General features: G+C 70.5%; 15 protein-coding genes. 7 read left to right on the forward strand and 8 right to left on the reverse strand.

The window, feature by feature from the left end; all coding sequences use genetic code 11:
• Positions 1–137: 137 nt before the first annotated feature.
• From ACFVW8_RS22595 to ACFVW8_RS22605, 3 genes are all read right to left on the reverse strand, one after another.
• Entirely contained in the window at positions 138–1,349 is a 1,212-nt protein-coding gene (locus tag ACFVW8_RS22595; protein ID WP_389692766.1) for a branched-chain amino acid ABC transporter substrate-binding protein, read from the reverse strand.
• A 648-nt stretch (positions 1,350–1,997) separates the two neighbouring features.
• On the reverse strand, positions 1,998–2,468 hold the full coding sequence (locus tag ACFVW8_RS22600) for a PaaI family thioesterase (protein WP_389692719.1): 471 nt from the start codon (positions 2,466–2,468) through the stop codon (positions 1,998–2,000).
• A 116-nt stretch (positions 2,469–2,584) separates the two neighbouring features.
• Positions 2,585–4,858, reverse strand: a complete 2,274-nt coding sequence (locus ACFVW8_RS22605) for an FdhF/YdeP family oxidoreductase (RefSeq protein ID WP_389692721.1) — start codon at positions 4,856–4,858, stop codon at positions 2,585–2,587.
• A gap of 156 nt (positions 4,859–5,014) precedes the next feature.
• Between ACFVW8_RS22605 and polA the strand changes: the two genes are divergently transcribed.
• Positions 5,015–7,726 carry a DNA polymerase I gene (gene polA / locus ACFVW8_RS22610; protein ID WP_389692723.1) on the forward strand — a complete coding sequence of 904 codons (2,712 nt, stop codon included), beginning with the start codon at positions 5,015–5,017 and terminating at the stop codon, positions 7,724–7,726.
• Positions 7,727–7,797: 71 nt separating this feature from the next.
• Here the strand turns inward: polA and ACFVW8_RS22615 are convergent, their stop codons facing one another.
• Positions 7,798–8,667: a DUF4184 family protein gene (locus ACFVW8_RS22615; protein WP_389692725.1), complete on the reverse strand. Its 870-nt coding sequence runs from the start codon at positions 8,665–8,667 to the stop codon at positions 7,798–7,800.
• A gap of 215 nt (positions 8,668–8,882) precedes the next feature.
• Entirely contained in the window at positions 8,883–9,641 is a 759-nt protein-coding gene (locus tag ACFVW8_RS22620) for an SDR family NAD(P)-dependent oxidoreductase (RefSeq protein WP_389692727.1), read from the reverse strand.
• A gap of 151 nt (positions 9,642–9,792) precedes the next feature.
• On the opposite strand from ACFVW8_RS22620, the gene ACFVW8_RS22625 reads away from it, so the two are divergent.
• Together ACFVW8_RS22625 and ACFVW8_RS22630 are read left to right on the forward strand one after the other, a co-directional pair.
• A complete protein-coding gene (locus ACFVW8_RS22625; protein ID WP_389692729.1) occupies positions 9,793–10,440 on the forward strand; it encodes a TetR/AcrR family transcriptional regulator in 648 nt (215 codons plus the stop codon).
• 289 nt (positions 10,441–10,729) lie between these two features.
• Positions 10,730–12,442, forward strand: a complete 1,713-nt coding sequence (locus ACFVW8_RS22630) for a lytic murein transglycosylase (protein ID WP_389692731.1) — start codon at positions 10,730–10,732, stop codon at positions 12,440–12,442.
• 81 nt (positions 12,443–12,523) lie between these two features.
• On the opposite strand, the gene ACFVW8_RS22635 is transcribed toward ACFVW8_RS22630, so the two are convergent.
• On the reverse strand, positions 12,524–13,495 hold the full coding sequence (locus tag ACFVW8_RS22635; protein ID WP_389692733.1) for an SDR family NAD(P)-dependent oxidoreductase: 972 nt from the start codon (positions 13,493–13,495) through the stop codon (positions 12,524–12,526).
• Positions 13,496–13,558: 63 nt separating this feature from the next.
• On the opposite strand from ACFVW8_RS22635, the gene ACFVW8_RS22640 reads away from it, so the two are divergent.
• The 3 genes from ACFVW8_RS22640 to ACFVW8_RS22650 all read left to right on the forward strand — a co-directional run bounded on the left by ACFVW8_RS22640 (position 13,559) and on the right by ACFVW8_RS22650 (position 15,498).
• Complete coding sequence (locus tag ACFVW8_RS22640) at positions 13,559–14,131, forward strand: TetR family transcriptional regulator (RefSeq protein ID WP_389692735.1); 573 nt, start codon at positions 13,559–13,561, stop codon at positions 14,129–14,131.
• A gap of 186 nt (positions 14,132–14,317) precedes the next feature.
• Entirely contained in the window at positions 14,318–14,455 is a 138-nt protein-coding gene (locus tag ACFVW8_RS22645; protein ID WP_123469382.1) for an SPW_0924 family protein, read from the forward strand.
• Positions 14,456–14,490: 35 nt separating this feature from the next.
• A complete protein-coding gene (locus ACFVW8_RS22650; protein WP_389692737.1) occupies positions 14,491–15,498 on the forward strand; it encodes a DUF3068 domain-containing protein in 1,008 nt (335 codons plus the stop codon).
• On the opposite strand, the gene hrpB is transcribed toward ACFVW8_RS22650, so the two are convergent.
• Both hrpB and ACFVW8_RS22660 read right to left on the reverse strand, forming a co-directional pair.
• Positions 15,485–17,986, reverse strand: a complete 2,502-nt coding sequence (hrpB, locus tag ACFVW8_RS22655) for an ATP-dependent helicase HrpB (protein WP_389692739.1) — start codon at positions 17,984–17,986, stop codon at positions 15,485–15,487. The two genes, ACFVW8_RS22650 and hrpB, sit on opposite strands and share 14 nt — an antisense overlap.
• Before the next feature lie 49 nt (positions 17,987–18,035).
• Positions 18,036–18,854 carry a class I SAM-dependent methyltransferase gene (locus ACFVW8_RS22660; protein WP_389692741.1) on the reverse strand — a complete coding sequence of 273 codons (819 nt, stop codon included), beginning with the start codon at positions 18,852–18,854 and terminating at the stop codon, positions 18,036–18,038.
• Positions 18,855–19,252: 398 nt separating this feature from the next.
• Between ACFVW8_RS22660 and rpsA the strand changes: the two genes are divergently transcribed.
• Positions 19,253–20,776, forward strand: coding sequence for a 30S ribosomal protein S1 (rpsA, locus tag ACFVW8_RS22665; protein ID WP_097963511.1), 1,524 nt, complete (start codon positions 19,253–19,255; stop codon positions 20,774–20,776).
• The last annotated feature ends 60 nt before the right edge of the window (positions 20,777–20,836 follow it).

Raw genomic sequence — 20,836 nt, forward strand, 5'->3', positions numbered from 1 at the left:
ACATTGGCCCTGTTTTGGGGTATTTGCGGCACCCGCGGGCCCTCGTTGGTGGGTTCGGTTTTGGCCCCGGGGGGGGCCCGTTGGCCGCCCCCCCCCGCGGTCGGGTTGAGTTCAGCCAGTGTGTGACCGGGAGCGGGTTACGGCTTGTAGACCTCGCTGAGCTTGGAGGCCCACTTGCCGCCGTCGACCTGGTAGGCGGTCATCATGGTGTTGGTGGTGTCGCCGAATTCGTCGAAGGAGACGGGGCCGGTGACGCCGTCGAACTTGACCTTGCTCATGGCGTCGAGGACCTTGGCGCGGGCGTCGTCGGGGAGCTTTCCGTCGTTGTCGGCGACGGCGATCTTGACGGCCTCGATGATGGACCAGGTGGCGTCGTAGGTGCCGCCGCCGTAGGCCTCGTAGGCGTCCTTGTATCCGGCCGTCTTGTAGTCCGCGATGAACTTCTTGGCGGAGTCGAGCTCTTCGACGGGCTTGCCGACGGAGGTGGCGATGTCGCCCTGGGCCTTCTTGTTGAGCTTGATGAAGTCGGCGCTGTACATGCCGTCGCCGCCCATGAGGGGGATCTTGACGCTGTCCTTGAGCTGCTGGCTCAGGGGCGCGCCGGCGGGGTATTCACCGCCGTAGTAGACGGCCTTGGCGCCGGACTTCTTGACCTTGGTGACAACGGCGTTGAAGTCGCGGTCGTCGGGGTTGACGTGGTCCGCTCCGGCGATCTTGCCGCCGAGTTTGGTGAAGGTGGCCTTGAAGGAGGCCGCGAGACCGGCGCCGTAGGGCTTCTGGTCGTCGATGAGGTAGACCTGCTTGATCTTCGCGTCGTTGTAGAGGTACTTCGCCGCGAAGGCGCCCTGGATCTGGTCCGTGGTGGCGGTGCGGAAGTAGGTCTTGAAGGGGCGCTTCCTGTCGCCGGTCTTCCAGTTCTCGCCCTGGGTCAGCTCGGTGCCGGTGTTGGCGGGGGAGACCTGGGTGAGGCTGGCGTCGTTGAGCGGCTTCTGCATCGACTGGGAGACACCGGAGTTCAGGGGGCCGACGACGCCGAGGACGGTGTCGTCGTCGATGAACTTCTGGGCGTTCTGCTGGCCGACGGAGGGCTGTGCCTGGTCGTCGAGAGGCTTGACGACGAAGTTGATGCCGGGGACGGTCTTGTCCTTGTTCGCCGTCTTGGCAGCGAGTTCGGCGGAGTTCTTGATGCCGAGACCGAGGGCGGACAGGTCGCCGGTGGTGGGCGCGTCGACGCCGATGGTGACGGTCTGGGTGCCGCCGCTGTCGCTGCTCTTCTTGTCGTCGTCGCGCGACCCGCAGGCGGTGAGTGTCAGTGCTCCTGTGGTGAGCACTGTGGTGAGGATGAGCAAAGAACGGTGTCGCACGAAAGGTCCTTTCCCTGGCGCGGCCTCCTCTGCTTGAGGTGCCGTGTCGTTCGCCGGGCCGTACTGGTTGGTACAGGGCCGTGCTGCAGACGCGCCCGGCGGCGCGGTGACTGGCGGTGACTCTAAGGGCAGGGGCGGGGGTCGGGGATGGGTGAGCCGCATGATGTGACTGTCTTGTTATGCCTTTGAGGAAGGCTTGAGGTGGCTGTGCTGACATGTACGGCTTTTTACTGGAGCGTGAAGTGACCGCATTCTGAGAACGCGCAGCTCTGCTAAGGGGCTTGAAGCGATCTTGCTGCTGTCGCTTCGTGGCGATGCGGGAGGGTCTGCGGGGGCGTGACGAGGTGCCCGGCGTCTGCGGGGCCGGGTTCGTCGGGGTGCGTCGGGGCGGGGGCACATTGCGCGGATGTTACGCAGTGTTACATCGGAGGCGATGTGATCGACGCGGGGTGGCGGGTCCGCAGGCGGGTGTGGCAGCTGAGTGGGCCACAGAACCGGGTTTTCGGTCAAGGGTGTTGGTCGGTGCGGATGTGCAAGTTCGGTGAATTCGGATGTGGTTGTGGGCGAAACGGAGCTGCCCGGCCGGATTCGGGGTCCGGCCGGGCAGGGGTGGGGCTGGGTGCTGCTGTGGTGTCAGGAGGCGTCGTTCCTGGGTGTGTCGCGGAGGAGGCAGGTGAGGCGAGCGGTGCAGACGCGCTTGTCCTGTTCGTCGGTGATGACGATTTCGTAGGTGGCGGTGGTGCGGCCGCGGTGGACGGGGGTGGCGACGCCGGTGACGAGGCCGCTTCGTGCCCCTCGGTGGTGGGTGCAGTTCAGGTCGACGCCGACGGCGAGTTTGGTGGCGCCGCCGTGGAGCATGGAGCCGACGGAGCCGAGGGTCTCGGCGAGGACGGCGGAGGCGCCGCCGTGCAGGAGTCCGTAGGGCTGGGTGTTGCCTTCGACGGGCATGGTGCCGACGACGCGGTCGGCGGAGGCTTCGGTGATCCGGACGCCCATGCGTTCGCCGAGGTGGCCGGCGGAGAAGAGGGCGGGGAGGTCGACGCCGAGGGCGGCGTACTCGTCGATGATCTCCTGGGGGAACTTGGGTGGGGTGTGCTCGCCCATGGGGTCCGGCTCCGTCTCTGTGCGGTGGTGCGCTGCTGCGTGTGGTGTCCGTTGTTCTTATCAGACGGCTGAGCGGACGCTTAGTGTGCCTGTGTGGTGGGGGCGGGTCCGGGGTGTCAGCGGACGTTCTCGAAGCGGATCACCACGGATTTGCTGGCGGGGGTGTTGCTGGTGTCGGCGGTGGAGCCGAGGGGGACCAGGACGTTGGTCTCGGGGTAGTACGCGGCGGCGCAGCCGCGGGCGGTGGGGTAGTGGACGACGCGGAAGCCGGGGGCGCGGCGTTCCACTCCGTCCTTCCATTCGCTGACGAGGTCGGTGTAGGTGCCGTCGGCGAGGCCGAGGGCGGTGGCGTCGTCGGGGTTGACGAGAACGACGCGGCGGCCTCCCTTGATGCCGCGGTAGCGGTCGTCGAGGCCGTAGATGGTGGTGTTGTACTGGTCGTGGGAGCGCAGGGTCTGCAGCAGGAGGCGGCCTTCGGGGAGTTCGGGGAACTCGACGGGTGCGGCGGTGAAGTTGGCTTTGCCGGTGGCGGTGGGGAAGCGGCGGGAGTCGCGGGGGGCGTGCGGGAGGGCGAATCCGCCGGGGTGGGCGACGCGTGCGTTGAAGTTGTCGAAGCCGGGGACGACGCGGGAGATACGGTCGCGGATCGTTCCGTAGTCCTTCTCGAACTCTTCCCAGGGGGTGGTGGACGCGGGTCCGAGGACGGCGCGGGCGAGGCGGGCGACGATGGCGGGTTCGGAGAGCAGGTGGGGGCTTGCGGGGGTGAGGTTGCCGCGGGAGGCGTGCACCATGCTCATGGAGTCCTCGACGGTGACGAACTGTTTGCCGCCGGCCTGGACGTCCTTGTCGGTGCGGCCCAGGGTGGGCAGGATGAGCGCGCGGGTGCCGGTGACGGCGTGGGAGCGGTTGACCTTGGTGGAGACGTGCACGGTGAGGCGGGCGCCCCGCATGGCGGCCTCGGTGACGTCGGTGTCGGGGGTCGCGGCGACGAAGTTGCCGCCCATGGCGAAGAAGACCTTGGCGTCGCCGTCGCGCAGGGCCTGGATGGAGCGGACCACGTCGTAGCCGTGGTGGCGGGGTGAGGTGATCGAGAATTCCTTGTCGAGCGCGTCCAGGAACGCCGGTGCGGGGCGTTCGAAGATGCCCATGGTGCGGTCGCCCTGGACGTTGGAGTGGCCGCGGACGGGGCAGACGCCCGCGCCGGGCCGGCCGATATTGCCACGCAGCAGGAGGAAGTTGACGACTTCGCGGATGGTCGGCACGGAGTGTTTGTGCTGGGTGAGGCCCATGGCCCAGCACACGATGGTGCGTTTCGATGCGAGGACCATGGCGAGGGCTTCTTCGATGGCTGCGCGGTCCAGGCCGGTGGCGGCGAGGGTGCGTTCCCAGTCGGCTTCGGCCGCGGCGGTGGCGAACTCCTCGTAGCCGTGGGTGTGTTCGGCGACGAAGGTTTCGTCGACCGCGCCCTCGGTCTGGAGGATCAGTTTGTTGAGGAGCCGGAAGAGGGCCTGGTCGCCGCCGATGCGGATCTGGAGGAAGAGGTCGTTGAGGGCGGCGCCCTTGACCATGCCGAGGGGGCTCTGCGGGTTCTTGAACCGTTCGAGTCCGGCTTCGGGCAGCGGGTTCACCGAGATGATCTTCGCGCCGGCGGACTTGGCCTTCTCCAGGGCGGAGAGCATCCGGGGGTGGTTGGTGCCGGGGTTCTGTCCGGCGACGATGATCAGGTCCGCGTGGTGCAGGTCCTCCAGGGAGACGGAGCCCTTGCCGACGCCGATGGTCTCCGTGAGCGCGGAGCCGGAGGACTCGTGGCACATGTTGGAGCAGTCGGGGAGGTTGTTGGTGCCGAATTCGCGGGCGAACAGCTGGAGCAGGAACGCGGCCTCGTTGCTGGTGCGGCCGGAGGTGTAGAAGAGGGCTTCGTCGGGGGAGTCGAGGGCGGTGAGCTCCTCGGCGATGATGGCGAACGCGCGCTCCCAGGTCACGGCCTCGTACCGGTCGGCGCCTTCGGGCAGGTACACGGGTTGTGTGATGCGCCCTTGCTGGCCGAGCCAGTAGCCGCTGCGGGTGGCGAGGTCGGCGACCGGGTGGGCGGCGAAGAAGTCCGGGGTGACGCGGCGCAGCGTCGCCTCCTCGGCCACGGCCTTGGCGCCGTTCTCGCAGAATTCCGCGGTGTGCCGTTTGTCGCCCTCGGGCCAGGCGCAGCCGGGGCAGTCGAAGCCGTTCTTCTGGTTGACCTTGAGGAGGGTCTGCGCGGTGCGGCGCACCCCCATCTGCTGTTGGGCGATGCGCAGGCTGTGGGCGACGGCCGGCAGTCCTGCGGCGGCGTGTTTGGCCGGTTCGACCTGCGGTGCGTCCTGGACCGGGTCGCCTGCGGGCGGCTTGGTGGCCATCGTCTTCCCCTTTGGGCCGGCTGCGGACCGGGCGGGGTCCGCTGTGCGTGTTTCCTTGTCCTCGATCCTGGCACGCGGTGCGGGAGGACGGCCCGGCGAGCGGGTGCCGGGCCGTCGCCGGTCCGGATTGTCAGTGGTACATGGCAGGATCGGGGTGTGGCTGAGACGGCATCGAACAAGACGGCAGACAACCGACCGCGCCTGCTCCTGATGGACGGGCACTCCCTGGCGTACCGGGCGTTCTTTGCGCTGCCTGCGGAGAATTTCACGACCGGGGCGGGCCAGCCGACGAACGCGGTGTACGGTTTCGCGTCGATGCTGGCGAACACGTTGCGTGACGAGGCGCCGACGCACTTCGCGGTGGCGTTCGACGTGTCCCGCAAGACGTGGCGCTCGGAGGAGTTTCCCGAGTACAAGGCGAACCGGTCGAAGACCCCGGACGAGTTCAAGGGGCAGGTCGAGCTGATCGGGGAGCTGCTCGACGCGATGCACGCCGACCGTTTCGCGGTCGACGGTTTCGAGGCGGACGATGTGATCGCGACGCTGGCCACCCAGGCCGAGGCGGCGGGTTTCGAGGTGCTGATCGTCACCGGTGACCGGGATTCGTTCCAGCTGATCACGGACAACGTCACCGTGCTGTACCCGACCAAGGGCGTCTCGGAGCTGACGCGGTTCACTCCGGCGAAGGTCGAGGAGAAGTACGGGCTCACCCCGCAGCAGTACCCGGACTTCGCGGCGCTGCGCGGTGACCCCTCGGACAACCTTCCGGGCATTCCCGGGGTCGGGGAGAAGACGGCCGCGAAGTGGATCAACCAGTTCGGTTCGTTCGACGATCTGGTGGCGCGGGCCGAGGAGGTCAAGGGCAAGGCCGGGCAGAACTTCCGCGACCATCTGGACGCGGTGCGGCTGAACCGCCGGCTGACCGAGATGGTCCGGGACGTGGCGCTGCCGAAGACCCCCGGTGATCTGGAGCGCGCCCCCTACGACCGCACCGCGGTGACGGGGGTGCTGGATGTGCTGGAGATCCGCAATCCGAGCCTGCGTGAGCGGCTGCTGGCGGTGGATCCCGGCAAGACCGAGGACGAGGCCCCGGCACCGGCCGCGGGTATCGAGCTGGACGGTGCGGTGCTGGGTGCGGGCGAGGTCGCTCCGTGGCTGGCCGAGCACGGCGGGCAGCCGCTGGGTGTCGCGACGGTCGACACCTGGGCGCTCGGCAGCGGCACGGTCACCGAGATCGCGCTCGCCGCGGCGGACGGGGCCGCCGCCTGGCTCGACCCCACCCAGCTCGACGAGGCCGACGAGCAGGCGTTCGCGGCCTGGGTCGCGGATGCCGGCCGGCCGAAGGTCATGCACAACGCGAAGAGTGCGATGCGGGTCTTCCCGGAGCACGGCTGGCGGATCGAGGGTGTCTCGATGGACACCGCGCTCGCCGCCTACCTGGTCAAGCCCGGCCGGCGTTCCTTCGCGCTGGACGCGCTCGCGGTGGAGTACCTGGGGCGGGAGCTGGCCCCGGCGGCCGCTTCGGACGGGCAGCTGGCGTTCGGCGCGGACGACCGGGCGGAGGCCGACGCGCTGATGGCGCAGGCCCGCGCGGTCCTGGACCTGGGGGACGCGTTCACGACGCGGCTGGGGGAGGTCGGTGCGGCGGATCTGCTGCACGACATGGAGCTGCCGACGTCCATCCTGCTGGCCCGTCTGGAGCGGCACGGCATCGCGGCCGACCGGGCCCATCTGGAGGGCATGGAGCAGCAGTTCGCGGGCGCCGTGCAGCAGGCGGTCAAGGAGGCGCACGCCGCGGTGGGCCGGGAGTTCAACCTCGGTTCGCCCAAGCAGCTCCAGGAGGTCCTCTTCGGCGAGCTGGGCCTGCCGAAGACGAAGAAGACCAAGACCGGATTCACCACGGATGCTGACGCCCTGGCGTGGCTGGCGGCGCAGACGGAGCACGAGCTGCCCGTCATCATGCTGCGCCACCGCGAGCAGGCCAAGCTCCGGGTGACGGTCGAGGGCCTGGTCAAGACGATCGGGGCGGACGGCCGTATCCACACCACGTTCAACCAGACGGTGGCGGCGACCGGCCGGCTCTCCTCCACCGACCCCAACCTGCAGAACATCCCCGTCCGGACGGACGAGGGCCGGGCGATCCGCCGTGGCTTCGTCGTCGGCGAGGGCTTCGAGACGCTGATGACGGCGGACTACAGCCAGATCGAACTGCGGGTGATGGCCCACCTCTCCGAGGACGCGGGCCTGATCGAGGCGTTCACCTCCGGCGAGGACCTGCACACCACGGTCGCCTCCCAGGTCTTCGGCGTCGAGAAGACGGCCGTCGACCCGGAGATGCGACGCAAGATCAAGGCCATGAGCTACGGGCTGGCCTACGGGCTGTCCGCGTTCGGCCTCTCCCAGCAGCTGAACATCGAGGCGGGTGAGGCCCGCGGTCTGATGGACACCTACTTCGAGCGGTTCGGCGGAGTCCGTGACTATCTGCACCGGGTGGTGGAGGAGGCCCGCGCCACCGGTTACACGGAGACGGTCTTCGGCCGCCGCCGCTACCTGCCGGACCTGAACAGCGACAACCGCCAGCGCCGGGAGACGGCCGAGCGGATGGCGCTCAACGCACCGATCCAGGGCACGGCGGCGGACATCGTCAAGGTCGCGATGCTCCACGTCGACCGGGCGCTCACCGAGGCGAAGCTGACATCCCGGATGCTCCTCCAGGTGCATGACGAAATCGTGCTGGAGATCGCCGCGGGTGAGCGCGAGCAGGTGGAGAAGATCCTGCGCCACGAGATGTCGACGGCGGTGCAGCTTCGGGCCCCGCTGGACGTGTCGGTCGGCGTCGGAGGGGACTGGGAGTCCGCCGCCCACTGACCCGGACGGATCGGGATGTCTCGCCGGTCAGGGCCGGGCCCGCGGTGGGACACCTCCAGGGCGCGATGCGCTCAGTCGCCGGACGGGCCGGTGTTCCGGGCCCGTTCGGCGGCGGGAAGCGGCGGGGCGCCGGTACCCCGGGTTCGCAGCCGCATCCACCCGCCGTACAGCACCAGCCCCACCGCCAGTCCGGCTCCCGCGCCGAAGCAGGCGGTCGGGATGATGTCGAGCGGTGTGTCGATGTGCCCGAAGTAGGCGTACCAGCGCGCGCACCGGTGGACGGTGCCCAGCAGCACGCACAGGCCGATGAGGCCGAGCGCGTACCACCGCGTCCGGCGGTCCAGTACCGGTACGGCGGCCGGTGCCGGCCGCCGTCCGGTGTGCCTCAGCGCGGACACGGTGAACCAGGCGAGCACCGTCAGCGCCAGCGCGGACGTGCCGTACTGCACGAGCTGGAACACCGGGTACCCGCCGGCGTTCCGGCCGAGCACCGGCACCAGCCGGACTCCCCACCGGCCGTGGTGGGTGAACGCGTCCCAGACGACATGGCTACCGGCCCCGATGACCGCCGACGCGACGAACCACGCACCGTCCCGGACACCCAACGGCCCCTGCCCGGGTGTCCGGCGGGCTCCGCTGACCAGGGCGTGCACCCGTCCCTGGGGGCGGCGCGGCAGCAGCGCGACCAGCGGTTCGCGCAGCAGCAGCCACAGCGCGACCGTCGCCGCGGTGATGAGTACGTCCACCGTGAACACACCCCACCACGCGTGAGTGACCTGCCCGAACTCCATGGCGCCCGGAACGGCGGTGTCCGCGTAGTACGTGAGGTCGGGGGCGAACGAACCGGCGACCAGGGCGGAGGCGACGAGCGGCCCGCGCCCCGTTCCGTCGCGGTGGAGCCCCGGCAGGACGGCTGCGGCATGGCTGAGGGTGAACGGCATGGTGGAAGTATGTGTGAGCGGCCGTCCCCGCCGGGGGCGTGTTCTGCCGCCGCCCGAGGGCGGGCCGGCCAACTTGGTGATGAGGCAGGCGGGGCGGAGCCGGGCGGGGCAACTGCGCCGGTGGTGGGCGCGGTCCCGCTCAGTTCTGCACGGTCCACTGATACACCTCCCGGTTCTGCCAGGTAAGGGGCGGGGCACACGGGGTGGGCGGGGCCCTACAGCAGGGCGCCACCGGACACTTCGAGGCGCTGGGCGGTGACCCAGCGCAGGTCATCGGAGACGAGCGCGGCGATGGCGTCGCCGATCTCCTGCGGTTCGCCGACGCGGCCGAGCGCGGTCTGCGCGCCCAGGCCCTCGCGCATCTGCGCGTCGTCCCGCATGGCGCCGCCGTTGAAGTCGGTGGCGGTCGGCCCGGGCGCGATGGCGTTGACGCGGATCTTGCGCGCCCCCAACTCCACGGCCACCGTCCGGCTGAGGACCTCGACCGCCGCCTTGGAGGCCGAGTACACCGAGGTGCCGGCACTGGTGTGGCGGCTGAGGGAGGAGGAGACGTTGATGATCCGCCCCCCGTCGGCCAGCACGGGCGCAAGCGCCTGGATCAGGAAGAACGTGCCGCGCACATTGGTGTCCATCACCGCGTCGTAGTCGTCGAACGTGACCGCTTCCAGCGGTCCGAACAGCCCGATCCCGGCATTGTTGACCAGGACGTCCAGCCGGGTCGCGTCCCAGCGCTCCAGCTGCGCGGCCAGGTGGGAGACGAAGGCGGGAAAGGAGGCCACGTCCCTGATGTCCAGCCGCAGTGCGGCGGCCACGGCGCCGGTTTCCTGAACGCTCTCGACCGTCTCCTCGGCCTCCTGCGCGTCGCCGCGGTGGGTGACGATGACGCGCAGCCCGTGCCGGGCCAGCGACTGGGCCGTGGCCCGGCCCAGCCCACGATTGCCGCCGGTCACCAATGCGATCTTGCCTGACTCCATGAGTGCTTCTCCCTGCGGGAACGGAAGGACGCCGGCGGGGAGTGCTCCCGTCGACCGGAGGCGAGTCGTGCGACTCGCCTCCTCGTCCACGTAAACATCCGCACAGTGGCGAGTCAAGTGACTCGCCTCGTGATGGGTCATACTGGGCCCCATGACCGCAGGACTCTCCGCGCACCATCAACGACTCGCTCAGCGCAAGCGCGAGGCGATCACCGCAGCGGCCACGAAGCTGTTCCTGGAACGGGGCTATGACGGGACCTCGCTGGCGAAGATCGCACAGGAAGCAGTCGTCTCGAAGTCCACGCTGTTCAAGCAGTTCCCCACCAAGGCGGCGCTCTTCGAAGCCATCGTCACCGAGTACTGGAAGGGCGGGCCGGACCCGGCGGCGCCCGCGACGCACCCCGGTGACCTGTGCGCCGGCCTGAGCGCGATCGGCCGCCAGTACGCCGACCTGATCGGCCGGCCCGCGATGGCGGCCCTCTTCCGCATCGTCATCGCCGAACTGCCGCGCTTCCCGGAACTGGGACGGGCTCAGTTCGAGCTGGGCAAGCTGCCCTACTTCATCTCCGTCCAGCACTATCTGGAGGCCGAGCACGCCGCGGGCACCGCGGTGGTACCCGACGCGGAGAGCGCCACCAACCAGTTCCTCGGAATGATCGCCAACTACGTCCTGTGGCCGCGGATGCTGCTCGCCGACTGGAGCCCCGCGCCTGCCGACGTCGGTCACGCCGTCGACGAGGCGGTCACGACGATGCTCGCCCGCTACGGCCGCGGCGCCGGCGACCCGCAGCACTCCTGAGGGCTCCGGCGCCGCCGGGGTGCGGACGACGGACGACGCCCGGACGCCCGCACCCGGCCCCCCGGAACGCTGCGAGAGGCTGCCGGGAAGTGCCGCGGCGGCCTGCAGGCGTCCTCCACGGCGACGGGGGACCGTACTTGCCCACTGGACAACCTGTGATCGCCGAACGTGAGAAACCGGTAAGAAGCGGTCCGGTCGCTGTGTTCGGGCGGCACAAGTTGCCGTAGGGTCGCCTGAGTCCAGGCGCAGGGGAGCGCGGACAGCCGACGAGGGGGAGGGCCCACACGTTATGGCAGCGCAATTCGGTCGCCGACTGCGCAGAGGGGCGACCACGACTGCTGTGGCCGCCGCCGCTGTCGCGGCACTTTCCGCCTCACAGGCCCCCGGTTCTCCGCTGACGGCGGCCGACGGTGACCAGCCGGCCGCGGGTTCGACGCCTTCGGACTCGTCGGACAGTAACGCGGCCTCCGGCAACTCGCCCTACTTCACGGACCTGCCGCCGCTCAACACGCCGAACAAGCCCGGCACTTCAGTCGATCTGCCGGTGACAGGCAGCGCGGAATCCGGCATACCGGCCTCGATCCTGGCGGCGTACAAGAAGACGCAGCAGACCGTCGCGGGCACCGACGCCGCCTGTCGGCTGCCGTGGCAGCTCCTCGCCGGGATCGGCAAGGTCGAGTCAGGCCAGGCCCGCGGCGGCCGTGTCGACGCGCAGGGCACCACGCTCTCCCCGATCCTCGGCCCGGCCCTCAACGGCCAGGGCTTCGCCCTGATCAAGGACACCGACAACGGTGCCTACGACGGGGATTCGACGCACGACCGCGCGGTCGGCCCGATGCAGTTCATCCCGTCGACCTGGGAGACCTGGGGCCAGGACGGCAACGGTGACGGCCGCAAGGACCCCAACAACATCTACGACGCGGCGCTTGCCGCCGGCCGCTACCTCTGCGCCGGGTCCCGCGATCTGTCGGTCGCCGCCGACCTGGACCGTGCGGTCCTCAGCTACAACCACTCGGACGAGTATCTGCGTACCGTCCGCTCCTGGTTCGAGTACTACAAGCGCGGCACCCACGAGGTCCCGGACGGCACCGGTGTCCTCCCGGCCGACCTCGGAAGCGGCACGGACCGGGACCGCACCGGCTCCACGACGTCACCGTCGCCGTCCACGTCGACCTCGCCCTCGCCTTCGACCTCGCCGTCCCCGCACGGTTCGACGACCCCGAAGCCGCCGTCGAAGCCGAGCCCCACGCCGACGGACCCGGACGCATCGGGCGGCAAGCCCTCGTCCCCGCCGCCGGTCGCCGAGCCCGCTCCGTCGAAGGTCCTCGCGGGGCTGCGGAACGCGGGCACCGGCCCGCTGACCGCCACGGCCGGCGAGGAGTTCGGCGAGCGGATCAAGGTCCGGGCCAGGAACGGTGTCGGCGGCCCGCTCGCCAAGGTGTCCGTGACCTTCACCGTCACCGGTGACACGGACGCCGCGTTCGACAGCGGCCTGCGCACCGTCACCCTCACCACCGGGGCCGACGGCACGGCCACCGCGCCGGTGCTCAAGGCGGGCGAGAAGACCGGCGGGTTCACCGTCCGCGCGACGGCCACCGGCACCTCGCTGCCCCCCGTCGACTACAAGGCGACGGTCACCGCCCGGCAGGCCGACGAGATCGCCAGGACCGGCACCGAGAAGCTCACCGCCGCGCCCGGCGCCGTCTTCGGCAAGGTCGAGGTCAAGGCCACGTACAAGGACGCCGTCGCCCACGGCGTCGCCGTCACCGCCACGATGATCACCGACGGGCTGAAGCCGGTCGAGAACGACAAGGGCCCGTACTTCGAGGACAAGGACGGCAAGCCGGTCCGCACCCTCACGGACCTGAGCACCGACGACGACGGCAAGCTCGTCCTGCCGAAGATCCACGCCGACGACACCGCCGGCACGTACAAGCTGCGCCTCACCACCGAGGGCGGTGCCACCGTCGTCATCGAGCTCGCGGTCGAGGCCGCCGCCTGATCGCGCGGCCATCAGGAAACAGCCCCTTCGCCGGAACCCGGCGGCGGGGCTGTTCCCCTTGCGGGGCGGACCGGTGAGAGGTCAGTCGCCGAGCAGGCCGGCCGAGACCGCCCAGAGGCGTTCGGCGGTGGCAGGATCGAGCGCCCATTCCTTGACACCGTGCGGGTGCTGGGCGAGTTCGGCGTCGTCCGGCACGGTGCGGGCCTCCTGCCCGTCGTCGAGGTAGCGGCCTCCAAAGCGGGCGAACTGAGGGGCGACGGCCGCGACGACGGTCGTGGCGGCACCCTGCCCGACCGTCTTGTACGTGAAGACCCCGGCGGCCTCGGCCGCGTCGAGGGATGCCCTCTGCCGTGCGGTGAAGTTCCGCTGCAGCCCGGTCGCGACGCCGCCCGGGTTCACGGCATTGGCCAGGATGCCGTCGGACACCCATCGGCGGCTCGCCTCGACGGCGAAGAGGGAGTTCGCCGTCTTCGACTGGGCGTAGGCGATCTGGGGGTCGTACGCGCGGCGCTCGAAGTGGAGGTCGTCGAAGTCGATGCCGGAACGCATGTGTGCCGTCGAACTGACCGAGACGATCCGCGCTCCGTCACGGTCCGAGGCTCCCAGCGCCAGGGCGTCGTGCAGTCCGGTGGCGAGGGTGAAATGACCGAGATGGTTGGTCGCGAACTGCAACTCCCAGCCCTCGGGGGTTCGTTCGAGGCCGGCGGTGACGACACCCGCGTTGTTGACCAGAAGATGGAGCGGGCCGGTCCACGTGTCGGTGAAGCGCGTGACAGTGGCCTGGTCGGCCAGGTCGAGCCGGACCACTCGGGGCCGGATCCCTCCGGTCGAACCCTCGATCGCCGTGGCGACCGTGTCACCGGCGTCGGTGTTGCGCACGGCGAGTGTCACCTCCGCTCCGGCAGCGGTCAGTGCGCGAGCGGTCTCGGCGCCGATCCCGGAGGAACCGCCCGTCACGATCGCGCGGACCCCGGTGAGATCGATGCCCCGCAGCACGTCGTCCGCTGTGCTGGACGCGTCGAAGGGGGTGGTGACCGGTTCGCGAGTAGCCATGACGGCGACTATACGTACTGAACTCTATTTGTATAGTGCGTCGCCCGCTCGTATGCTCCTCCCATGAGCAGTCCCGAGACCGGTCACCAGCCGTCGACCGTCGCCGATACCGGCCGGCGGGCCCTGGTCCTGGAATCCGCCCTGGTCACATTCGCGCGGTTCGGCTACCGCAGGACGTCGATGGAGGAGGTGGCGCGGGCGGCGCACATCTCCCGCCCCGGGCTCTACTTCCTCTTCTCCTCCAAGGGGACTCTGTTCCGTGCCGCGGTCACCCAGGCCCTCGAGCGCGACATCGCGGCCGTCGAACGCGTCCTGGCCGACACCGGGCGCCCCCTCGCGGAGCGGCTCGTCGAGGCCTTCGACCAGTGGGCGGGCCGCTACATCGGCCCGCTGACCCGCGATGTCACGGGGGTCATCGAGGACAACCCCGGCCTTCTCGGCGAGATCGTCCAGGCCGCGCCGCGGCGCTTCGAGGAACTGGTCACCCGGGCGATCACCGCCGAGTCGGCAGGAGAGGCGGCCCGGCCCCTCGCGCAGACGTTGATCAGCACGTCGATCGGCCTCAAGCACCAGGCCGAGTCCCGGGATTTCTACCGCGAACGGCTGGCGGCCGCCGTCGGTCTCCTGCTGCGCTGAGGCCGCCCGCGGTCCTCCGGAGCGCATGGAACCCGCTGTCACAGGAGGGGCGGCCGGAAATCTCCTGCCCTCCGGCCGGAGAGAGCATCGACCGGAGGGCACTTCAGGTGTTCTCATCTCGCGCCCCGGTTGCTACGGTGCCCCAGCCCTGACGCCCCATCAGTTCTGTGCCCCGGGAGGCCGAGCATGCGCGCCCTAGTCGCCGCCGCCATCGGACTGGCCGCAGCCCTCGCCCTCGTGCTCACCATCAGCGCGGTGGGCGCACCACCCGGCGAGACCTCGCCCAAACCCCTGCTGACCACCGTCCCGGGCCCCAAGAACTAGCCGTCCGCACCACGGAATGCAGAGGGAGGACACCCATGCGCCGCCGAGCCAGCCTCGTACTCCTGGCCTTCGCCGTCTTCTTCGCCGCGCTGTCACCGCTGCTGCGCTGGTACGCCTTCCCGCGGCTGGCGAAGATCCCGCCGAGCCAGTACCAGGAGACGGTGCTGGAGGCGAAGCCCGCGACCCTCCTCGACTACAGCACCCTCACGGCCAAGAAGGTCGACAAGCTCACCATCGTGCAGACCCTCAAGGGCAACGTGGAGGAGTCCGAGAAGATCGAGCGCAGCGCCGGCCGCGACGTCGTCGTGTGGGACGCCCTCTCCTATGTGCAGGGCCCCGACGGCAAGATGGTCTCCAAGATCCCCGAGCGCTACATCTTCGACGCACACAGCCAGGACCCGGTCCACGCCACCGGTGAAATGGTCGACGGCGACCCGGTGAACCGCGAGGGCATCGAGTTCAAATGGCCCTTCCTCACCGAGAAGCGCGACTACGAGTACTTCGACGCCCAGACCCGCACCAGTTCGCCCATCCACTACAAGGGCACCCAGAACTTCCGGGGCATGGAGGTCTACTACTTCGAGCAGACCATCCCGTGGACCAAGGTCCCCATGCCGAAGACCATGCCGATCAAGGGCATCACGCCGGAGCAGATCGCCAAGACCGGCATGACCCGCTGGTACACCACCAAGCGGATGTTCTGGGTCGACCCGGTCACCGGTGCGCCGGTCAACGGCGAGGAGGTCCACAAGGAGGAGATGCGGAACGCGAAGGCGATGGGCATGCCCAAGGACACCGTCACCGTGTTCGCCGGGGACGTGAAGATGCGCGAGGACTACATCGCCTCGATCGTCGACCTGGTCAAGTCCCAGCGCGTGCTCGTCCTGCTGCTCACCTCATACCTGCCCTGGGGCTTCCTCGCCCTCGGTGCCGCGCTCCTGGCCCTCGCGCTGTGGCTGGAGGCCCGCTCCAGGCGGCCGGGCACCCCGAGGCCGGAACCCGCACCGGAGCCGGTCCCGGACCCGGAACCTACTCCCGCCTGAGCCGGGCCTTCGTGAACCGGGTCGCCTCCATCGTCGTCGGGTCCTCCGGCCACGGGTGCTTCGGATAGCGGCCGCGCAGCTCCGCACGCACCGCCTTGTAGCCCTCCTGCCAGAACGACGCCAGATCCGCCGTCACCGCCGCCGGGCGGCCGGCGGGGGAGAGCAGATGGACCAGGACGGGCACCCCGGCCACCCGCGGGGTCTCCTGGAGACCGAACAGCTCCTGGAGCTTCACCGCGAGCACCGGCTGCGCCCCGCCGTACTCCACCCTGATCCGCGAACCGCTCGGCACCTCGATCCGCTCCGGAGCCAGCTCGTCCAGCCGAGCCGCCTCACCGGTCGCCCACGGCAGCAGCCGGCGCAGTGCCTGCCCGGCATCGATCCCGGCGAGCGCGGAGCGGCGCCGGGCCCGCGACAGCTCGGGCTCCAGCCACTCCTCGGTACGGCTCAGCAGCGCCTCGTCCGACACATCGGGCCAGGGTGCACCCAGCTCGCGGTGCAGGAAGGCCAGCCGCTCCCGCAGCTGCCCGGCGTCCCGGGTCCAGCGCAGCAGGCCGAGCCCCTCCCGGCGCAGCCCCTCCACCAGGGCCTCGCGGACCAGGGCGGGATCCGGCTGCTTCAGAGGGCGCTCCGACAGCTCGACGGCGCCGAGGCGTTCGACCCGGCGGGCCACCACGTCCCGGCCGTCCCAGCGGACCTCCTCGCCCGCGAACCGCAGATGCCCGGCGGCCAGCCGCGCCGTGTCCTCGTCGATCACCGCGGCGAGCCGGACCCGCGCCGACGCCGCCAGCGCCGGACGGTCCGCGACCGCGACCGCGAGCCATGCCGCACTGCGCAGCCGTGAGCCGTCCCGGAGCTCGGCGCCCGTGCCGGACGCCATCAGGAACGCCCCCTCGCCCCGGGCCCGCGCCACCCGCTCCGGAAAGGCCAGCGCGGCCACCAGCCCGACCGCGGCGTCATCCGGACCGGAACCGCCGCCACCGGCACCCTTGGACGAGGAGGACAGCCGCCGCACCTCCTGGCGCCAGCGGGCCGCATAGGAGTCCTTGCCCTGGCGCGCGGTGCGCAATGCGGCGGCCAGATCGTCCCCGTACTCCCGGGGCGGTTCCTCACTGAGCAGTGCCACCACCTCCGCGGCCCGGCGCCCGCCGACCGAGGCCGCCCCGTCCAGCAGCGCCCTCGCCAGCCGTGGATGCAGCCCCAGCCGGGACATCCGTACGCCCCGCTCGGTCACCCGCCCGTCCGCGCCCACCGCGCCGACCGCCGTCAGCACCTCGCGGGCGGCGGCCATCGCACCGGCCGCAGGGGCGTCGAGCAGCGCGAGACCGGTGGCCTCCGGATCGCCCCAGCAGGCCGCCTGGAGTGCGAACGCCGCCAGGTCGGCCACCTTGATCTCGGGGGAGGGGAACCGGGCGAGCCGCCCGTCCTCCGCCTGCTCCCAGCAGCGGTAGACCGCCCCGGGAGCCTCCCGGCCGGCCCGGCCCGCCCGCTGGCGGCCCGCCGCCTGCGAGGCCCGTACCGTCGTCAGCGCGCTCAGCCCGCGGGCGTGATCGGTGCGCGGCTCCCTGGCCAGCCCGGAGTCGACGACGGTCCGCACCCCCGGCACGGTCAGCGACGACTCCGCCACCGAGGTCGCCAGCACCACCCGGCGCCCCTCGGACGAACCGGCCAGTACCGCGTCCTGCACCGCAGCCGGGGCCCGGCCGTGCACCTGGAGCACCTCGGCCGCCACCCCGGACAGCTGCCCCGCCACCCGGCCGATCTCGCCGACGCCGGGCAGGAAACACAGCACGTCGCCGTCCCGCTCGGCCAGCGCCCGCCGCACCACCGAGGCGACATGGGCCAGCAGCGCCGGATCGACCCGCATCCCGTGCGGCGGCCGCACCGGCCGCGGCGGCGGCGCCCACACCACCTCCACCGGGTATGACACCCCCTGGGCCTCGACCACCGGTGCGTCGCCGAGCAGCCGTGCCCAGCCCTGTGCGTCCGTCGTCGCCGACGCGGCGACCAGCCGCAGATCGGGCCGGATCGCGGCGCGTACGTCGAGGAGGAACGCGGCCACCGTGTCCGCGTCCAGATGGCGTTCATGGCACTCGTCGATGATCACCACATCGATGCCGGCGAGCTCCTGGTCGCGCTGGAGCCGCTGGAGCAGCACCCCGGTGGTGACCACCTCCACCACGGTGTCAGGACCCACCACCCGCTCCCCGCGCACGGTGAACCCGACGCGCTCGCCGGTCCGCTCGCCCAGCAGCCAGGCCATCCGCCGGGCCGCCGCACGGGCCGCGATCCGCCGGGGCTCGGCGACCACGACCCGGCGCGGCGGTCCGTCGCCGGTCAGCCCGGCCAGGACGAGGGGGACGAGGGTGGTCTTGCCGGTGCCGGGCGGCGCGCACAGCACCGCGACACCACGGTCGTCGAGGGCCTGCCGCAGTGCGGGCACGGCGGTGCGGACGGGCAGCAGGTCCAGGGCGTCGGTGCGGATCACGGCCCCAGTCTCGTACGGTCCGCCGCCGCGCCCCGCACCGGCCGGTGCCTCAGTCGCGCTCGCAGACGAAGATGGCGGTTCCGGGGATCAGATTGCCGCGCAGCGGCGACCAGCCGCCCCACTCCTGGCTGTTCCACTCCGGCCACTCCGGCTCCACCAGGTCGACCAGCCGGAATCCGCCCGCCACCACGTCCCGCACCCGGTCACCGAGTGTGCGGTGGTGCTCCACGTAGACCGCCGCGCCCTGCTCGTCCTGCTCGACGTAGGGGGTGCGGTCGAAGTAGGAGGCGGCGACGGACAGGCCCTCGGGCCCCGGCTCGTCCGGGAACGCCCAGCGGATGGGGTGCGTGACCGAGAAGACCCAGCGGCCGCCGGGGCGCAGCACCCGGTGCACCTCGCGGAACACCTGTACCGGGTCGGCGACGAACGGCACCGCGCCGTAGGCGGAGCAGGCCAGGTCGAAGCTGCCGTCGCGGAAGGGCAGTACCCCGGCGTCGGCCTCGACCAGGGGGACGCCGCCGCCGATCCGCAGAGCGTGCTGGAGCTGGCGGTGGGAGAGGTCGAGCGCGACCGGACGGGCGCCCTGGGCGGCCAGCCAGCGGGAGCACTGCGCCGCGCCCGCCCCGATCTCCAGGATGTCCAGGCCCTTCAGGTCGTCCAGGGGCCCCAGGAGCCCGGCCTCCGTCTCGTCGATGCCCTCCGGGCCCCAGACGAACCTGTCGTCGCCGAGGAAGGTCCCGTGCTCGTTCTGGTACTCGTCGGCGTTGCGGTTCCACCAGCCGCGGCTGGCCCGGCTGCTCTCGGCCTCGTCCGCGCTGCGGCGTGTCGGCTCGGGTTCGGTTTCGGCCGGGTTGATCTCTTGGCTCATCGTGCCCGTCGCTGTAGTTTGCCTTCACCCCGTCGTACGCGGTATGTACCAGGGGGGTTCTGTGAGTACGGAACCCGTGTGTCCGGGACACCACCGGGACCGATGTGGCCTCGGTGAACACGAGTTGTGCCGGGTATGGGGCGTTCCGCCCCTGGTGTGCGCCTTCGCGCATTGACCCTGCCCTGCTGCCCCCGTATGCTACAAGTTGCGCTGCGAGCCTGCGCGCCTCAGACCTAGCAGGCCGCGCTCGCATCTGTTGTATGTCCCCTCGGTTCACGAGGCGCCTCCCGCTCGCGGGATTCGGCGCTTCCCAGGCTGTCCGGCTTCTGCAGAGGCGATACGGGCTCACGGCGTAGCAGTAACTTCGACTCACTGTCCGTACCGGAGCCCTTTCCCACATGACGAGCAGCACCGAGACCACCGCCACCACTCCGCAGGTTGCGGTCAACGACATCGGCGACGCGGACGCGTTCCTCGCGGCGATCGACGAGACGATCAAGTACTTCAACGACGGCGACATCGTTGACGGTGTCATCGTCAAGGTTGACCGCGACGAGGTCCTCCTCGACATCGGTTACAAGACCGAAGGTGTCATCCCGAGCCGCGAGCTCTCGATCAAGCACGACGTCGACCCGAACGAGGTCGTCAAGGTCGGCGACGAGATCGAGGCCCTGGTTCTCCAGAAGGAGGACAAGGAAGGCCGCCTGATCCTCTCGAAGAAGCGCGCTCAGTACGAGCGTGCCTGGGGCACCATCGAGAAGATCAAGGAAGAAGACGGCATCGTCACCGGTACCGTCATCGAGGTCGTCAAGGGTGGTCTCATCCTCGACATCGGCCTCCGTGGCTTCCTGCCGGCGTCGCTCGTCGAGATGCGCCGCGTCCGCGACCTCCAGCCGTACGTGGGCAAGGAGCTCGAGGCCAAGATCATCGAGCTGGACAAGAACCGCAACAACGTGGTCCTTTCCCGCCGTGCCTGGCTCGAGCAGACCCAGTCCGAGGTCCGCCAGACGTTCCTCACGACCCTCCAGAAGGGTCAGGTCCGTTCCGGCGTCGTCTCCTCGATCGTCAACTTCGGTGCCTTCGTGGACCTGGGTGGCGTCGACGGTCTCGTGCACGTCTCCGAGCTGTCCTGGAAGCACATCGACCACCCCTCCGAGGTTGTCGAGGTCGGCCAGGAGGTCACCGTCGAGGTTCTCGACGTGGACATGGACCGCGAGCGTGTCTCCCTGTCGCTCAAGGCGACGCAGGAAGACCCGTGGCAGCAGTTCGCCCGGACGCACCAGATCGGGCAGGTTGTTCCCGGTAAGGTCACCAAGCTCGTTCCGTTCGGTGCGTTCGTGCGCGTCGACGAGGGCATCGAGGGCCTGGTCCACATCTCCGAGCTGGCCGAGCGCCACGTGGAGATCCCGGAGCAGGTCGTCCAGGTCAACGACGAGATCTTCGTCAAGGTCATCGACATCGACCTCGAGCGTCGTCGCATCAGCCTCTCGCTGAAGCAGGCCAACGAGTCCTTCGGTGGCGACCCGGCCTCGGTCGAGTTCGACCCGACCCTGTACGGCATGGCCGCGTCCTACGACGACCAGGGCAACTACATCTACCCCGAGGGCTTCGACCCCGAGACCAACGACTGGCTCGAGGGCTTCGAGGCTCAGCGCGAGGTCTGGGAGACGCAGTACGCCGAGGCGCAGACGCGCTTCGAGCAGCACCAGGCCCAGGTCATCAAGTCCCGCGAGGCCGACGAGGCCGCTGCTGCCGAGGGCGCTGCTGCCCCGGCCGGCGCGGCTCCGGCTGCCTCGGGCGGCAGCGGTGGCGGTGGCGGCGGCGGCTCCTACTCCTCGGAGTCCGCGGACAACTCCGGCGCCCTGGCGTCGGACGAGGCCCTGGCTGCCCTGCGCGAGAAGCTGGCGGGCGGCCAGAGCTGACGCTCTGACTCTCCGGCCGGTCATCGGTTGCAGTAGCTGAAAGTGAGGCCCGCTCCCTTC

The organism is Streptomyces sp. NPDC058221 (assembly GCF_042882365.1).
Classification (GTDB): Bacteria; Actinomycetota; Actinomycetes; order Streptomycetales; family Streptomycetaceae; genus Streptomyces.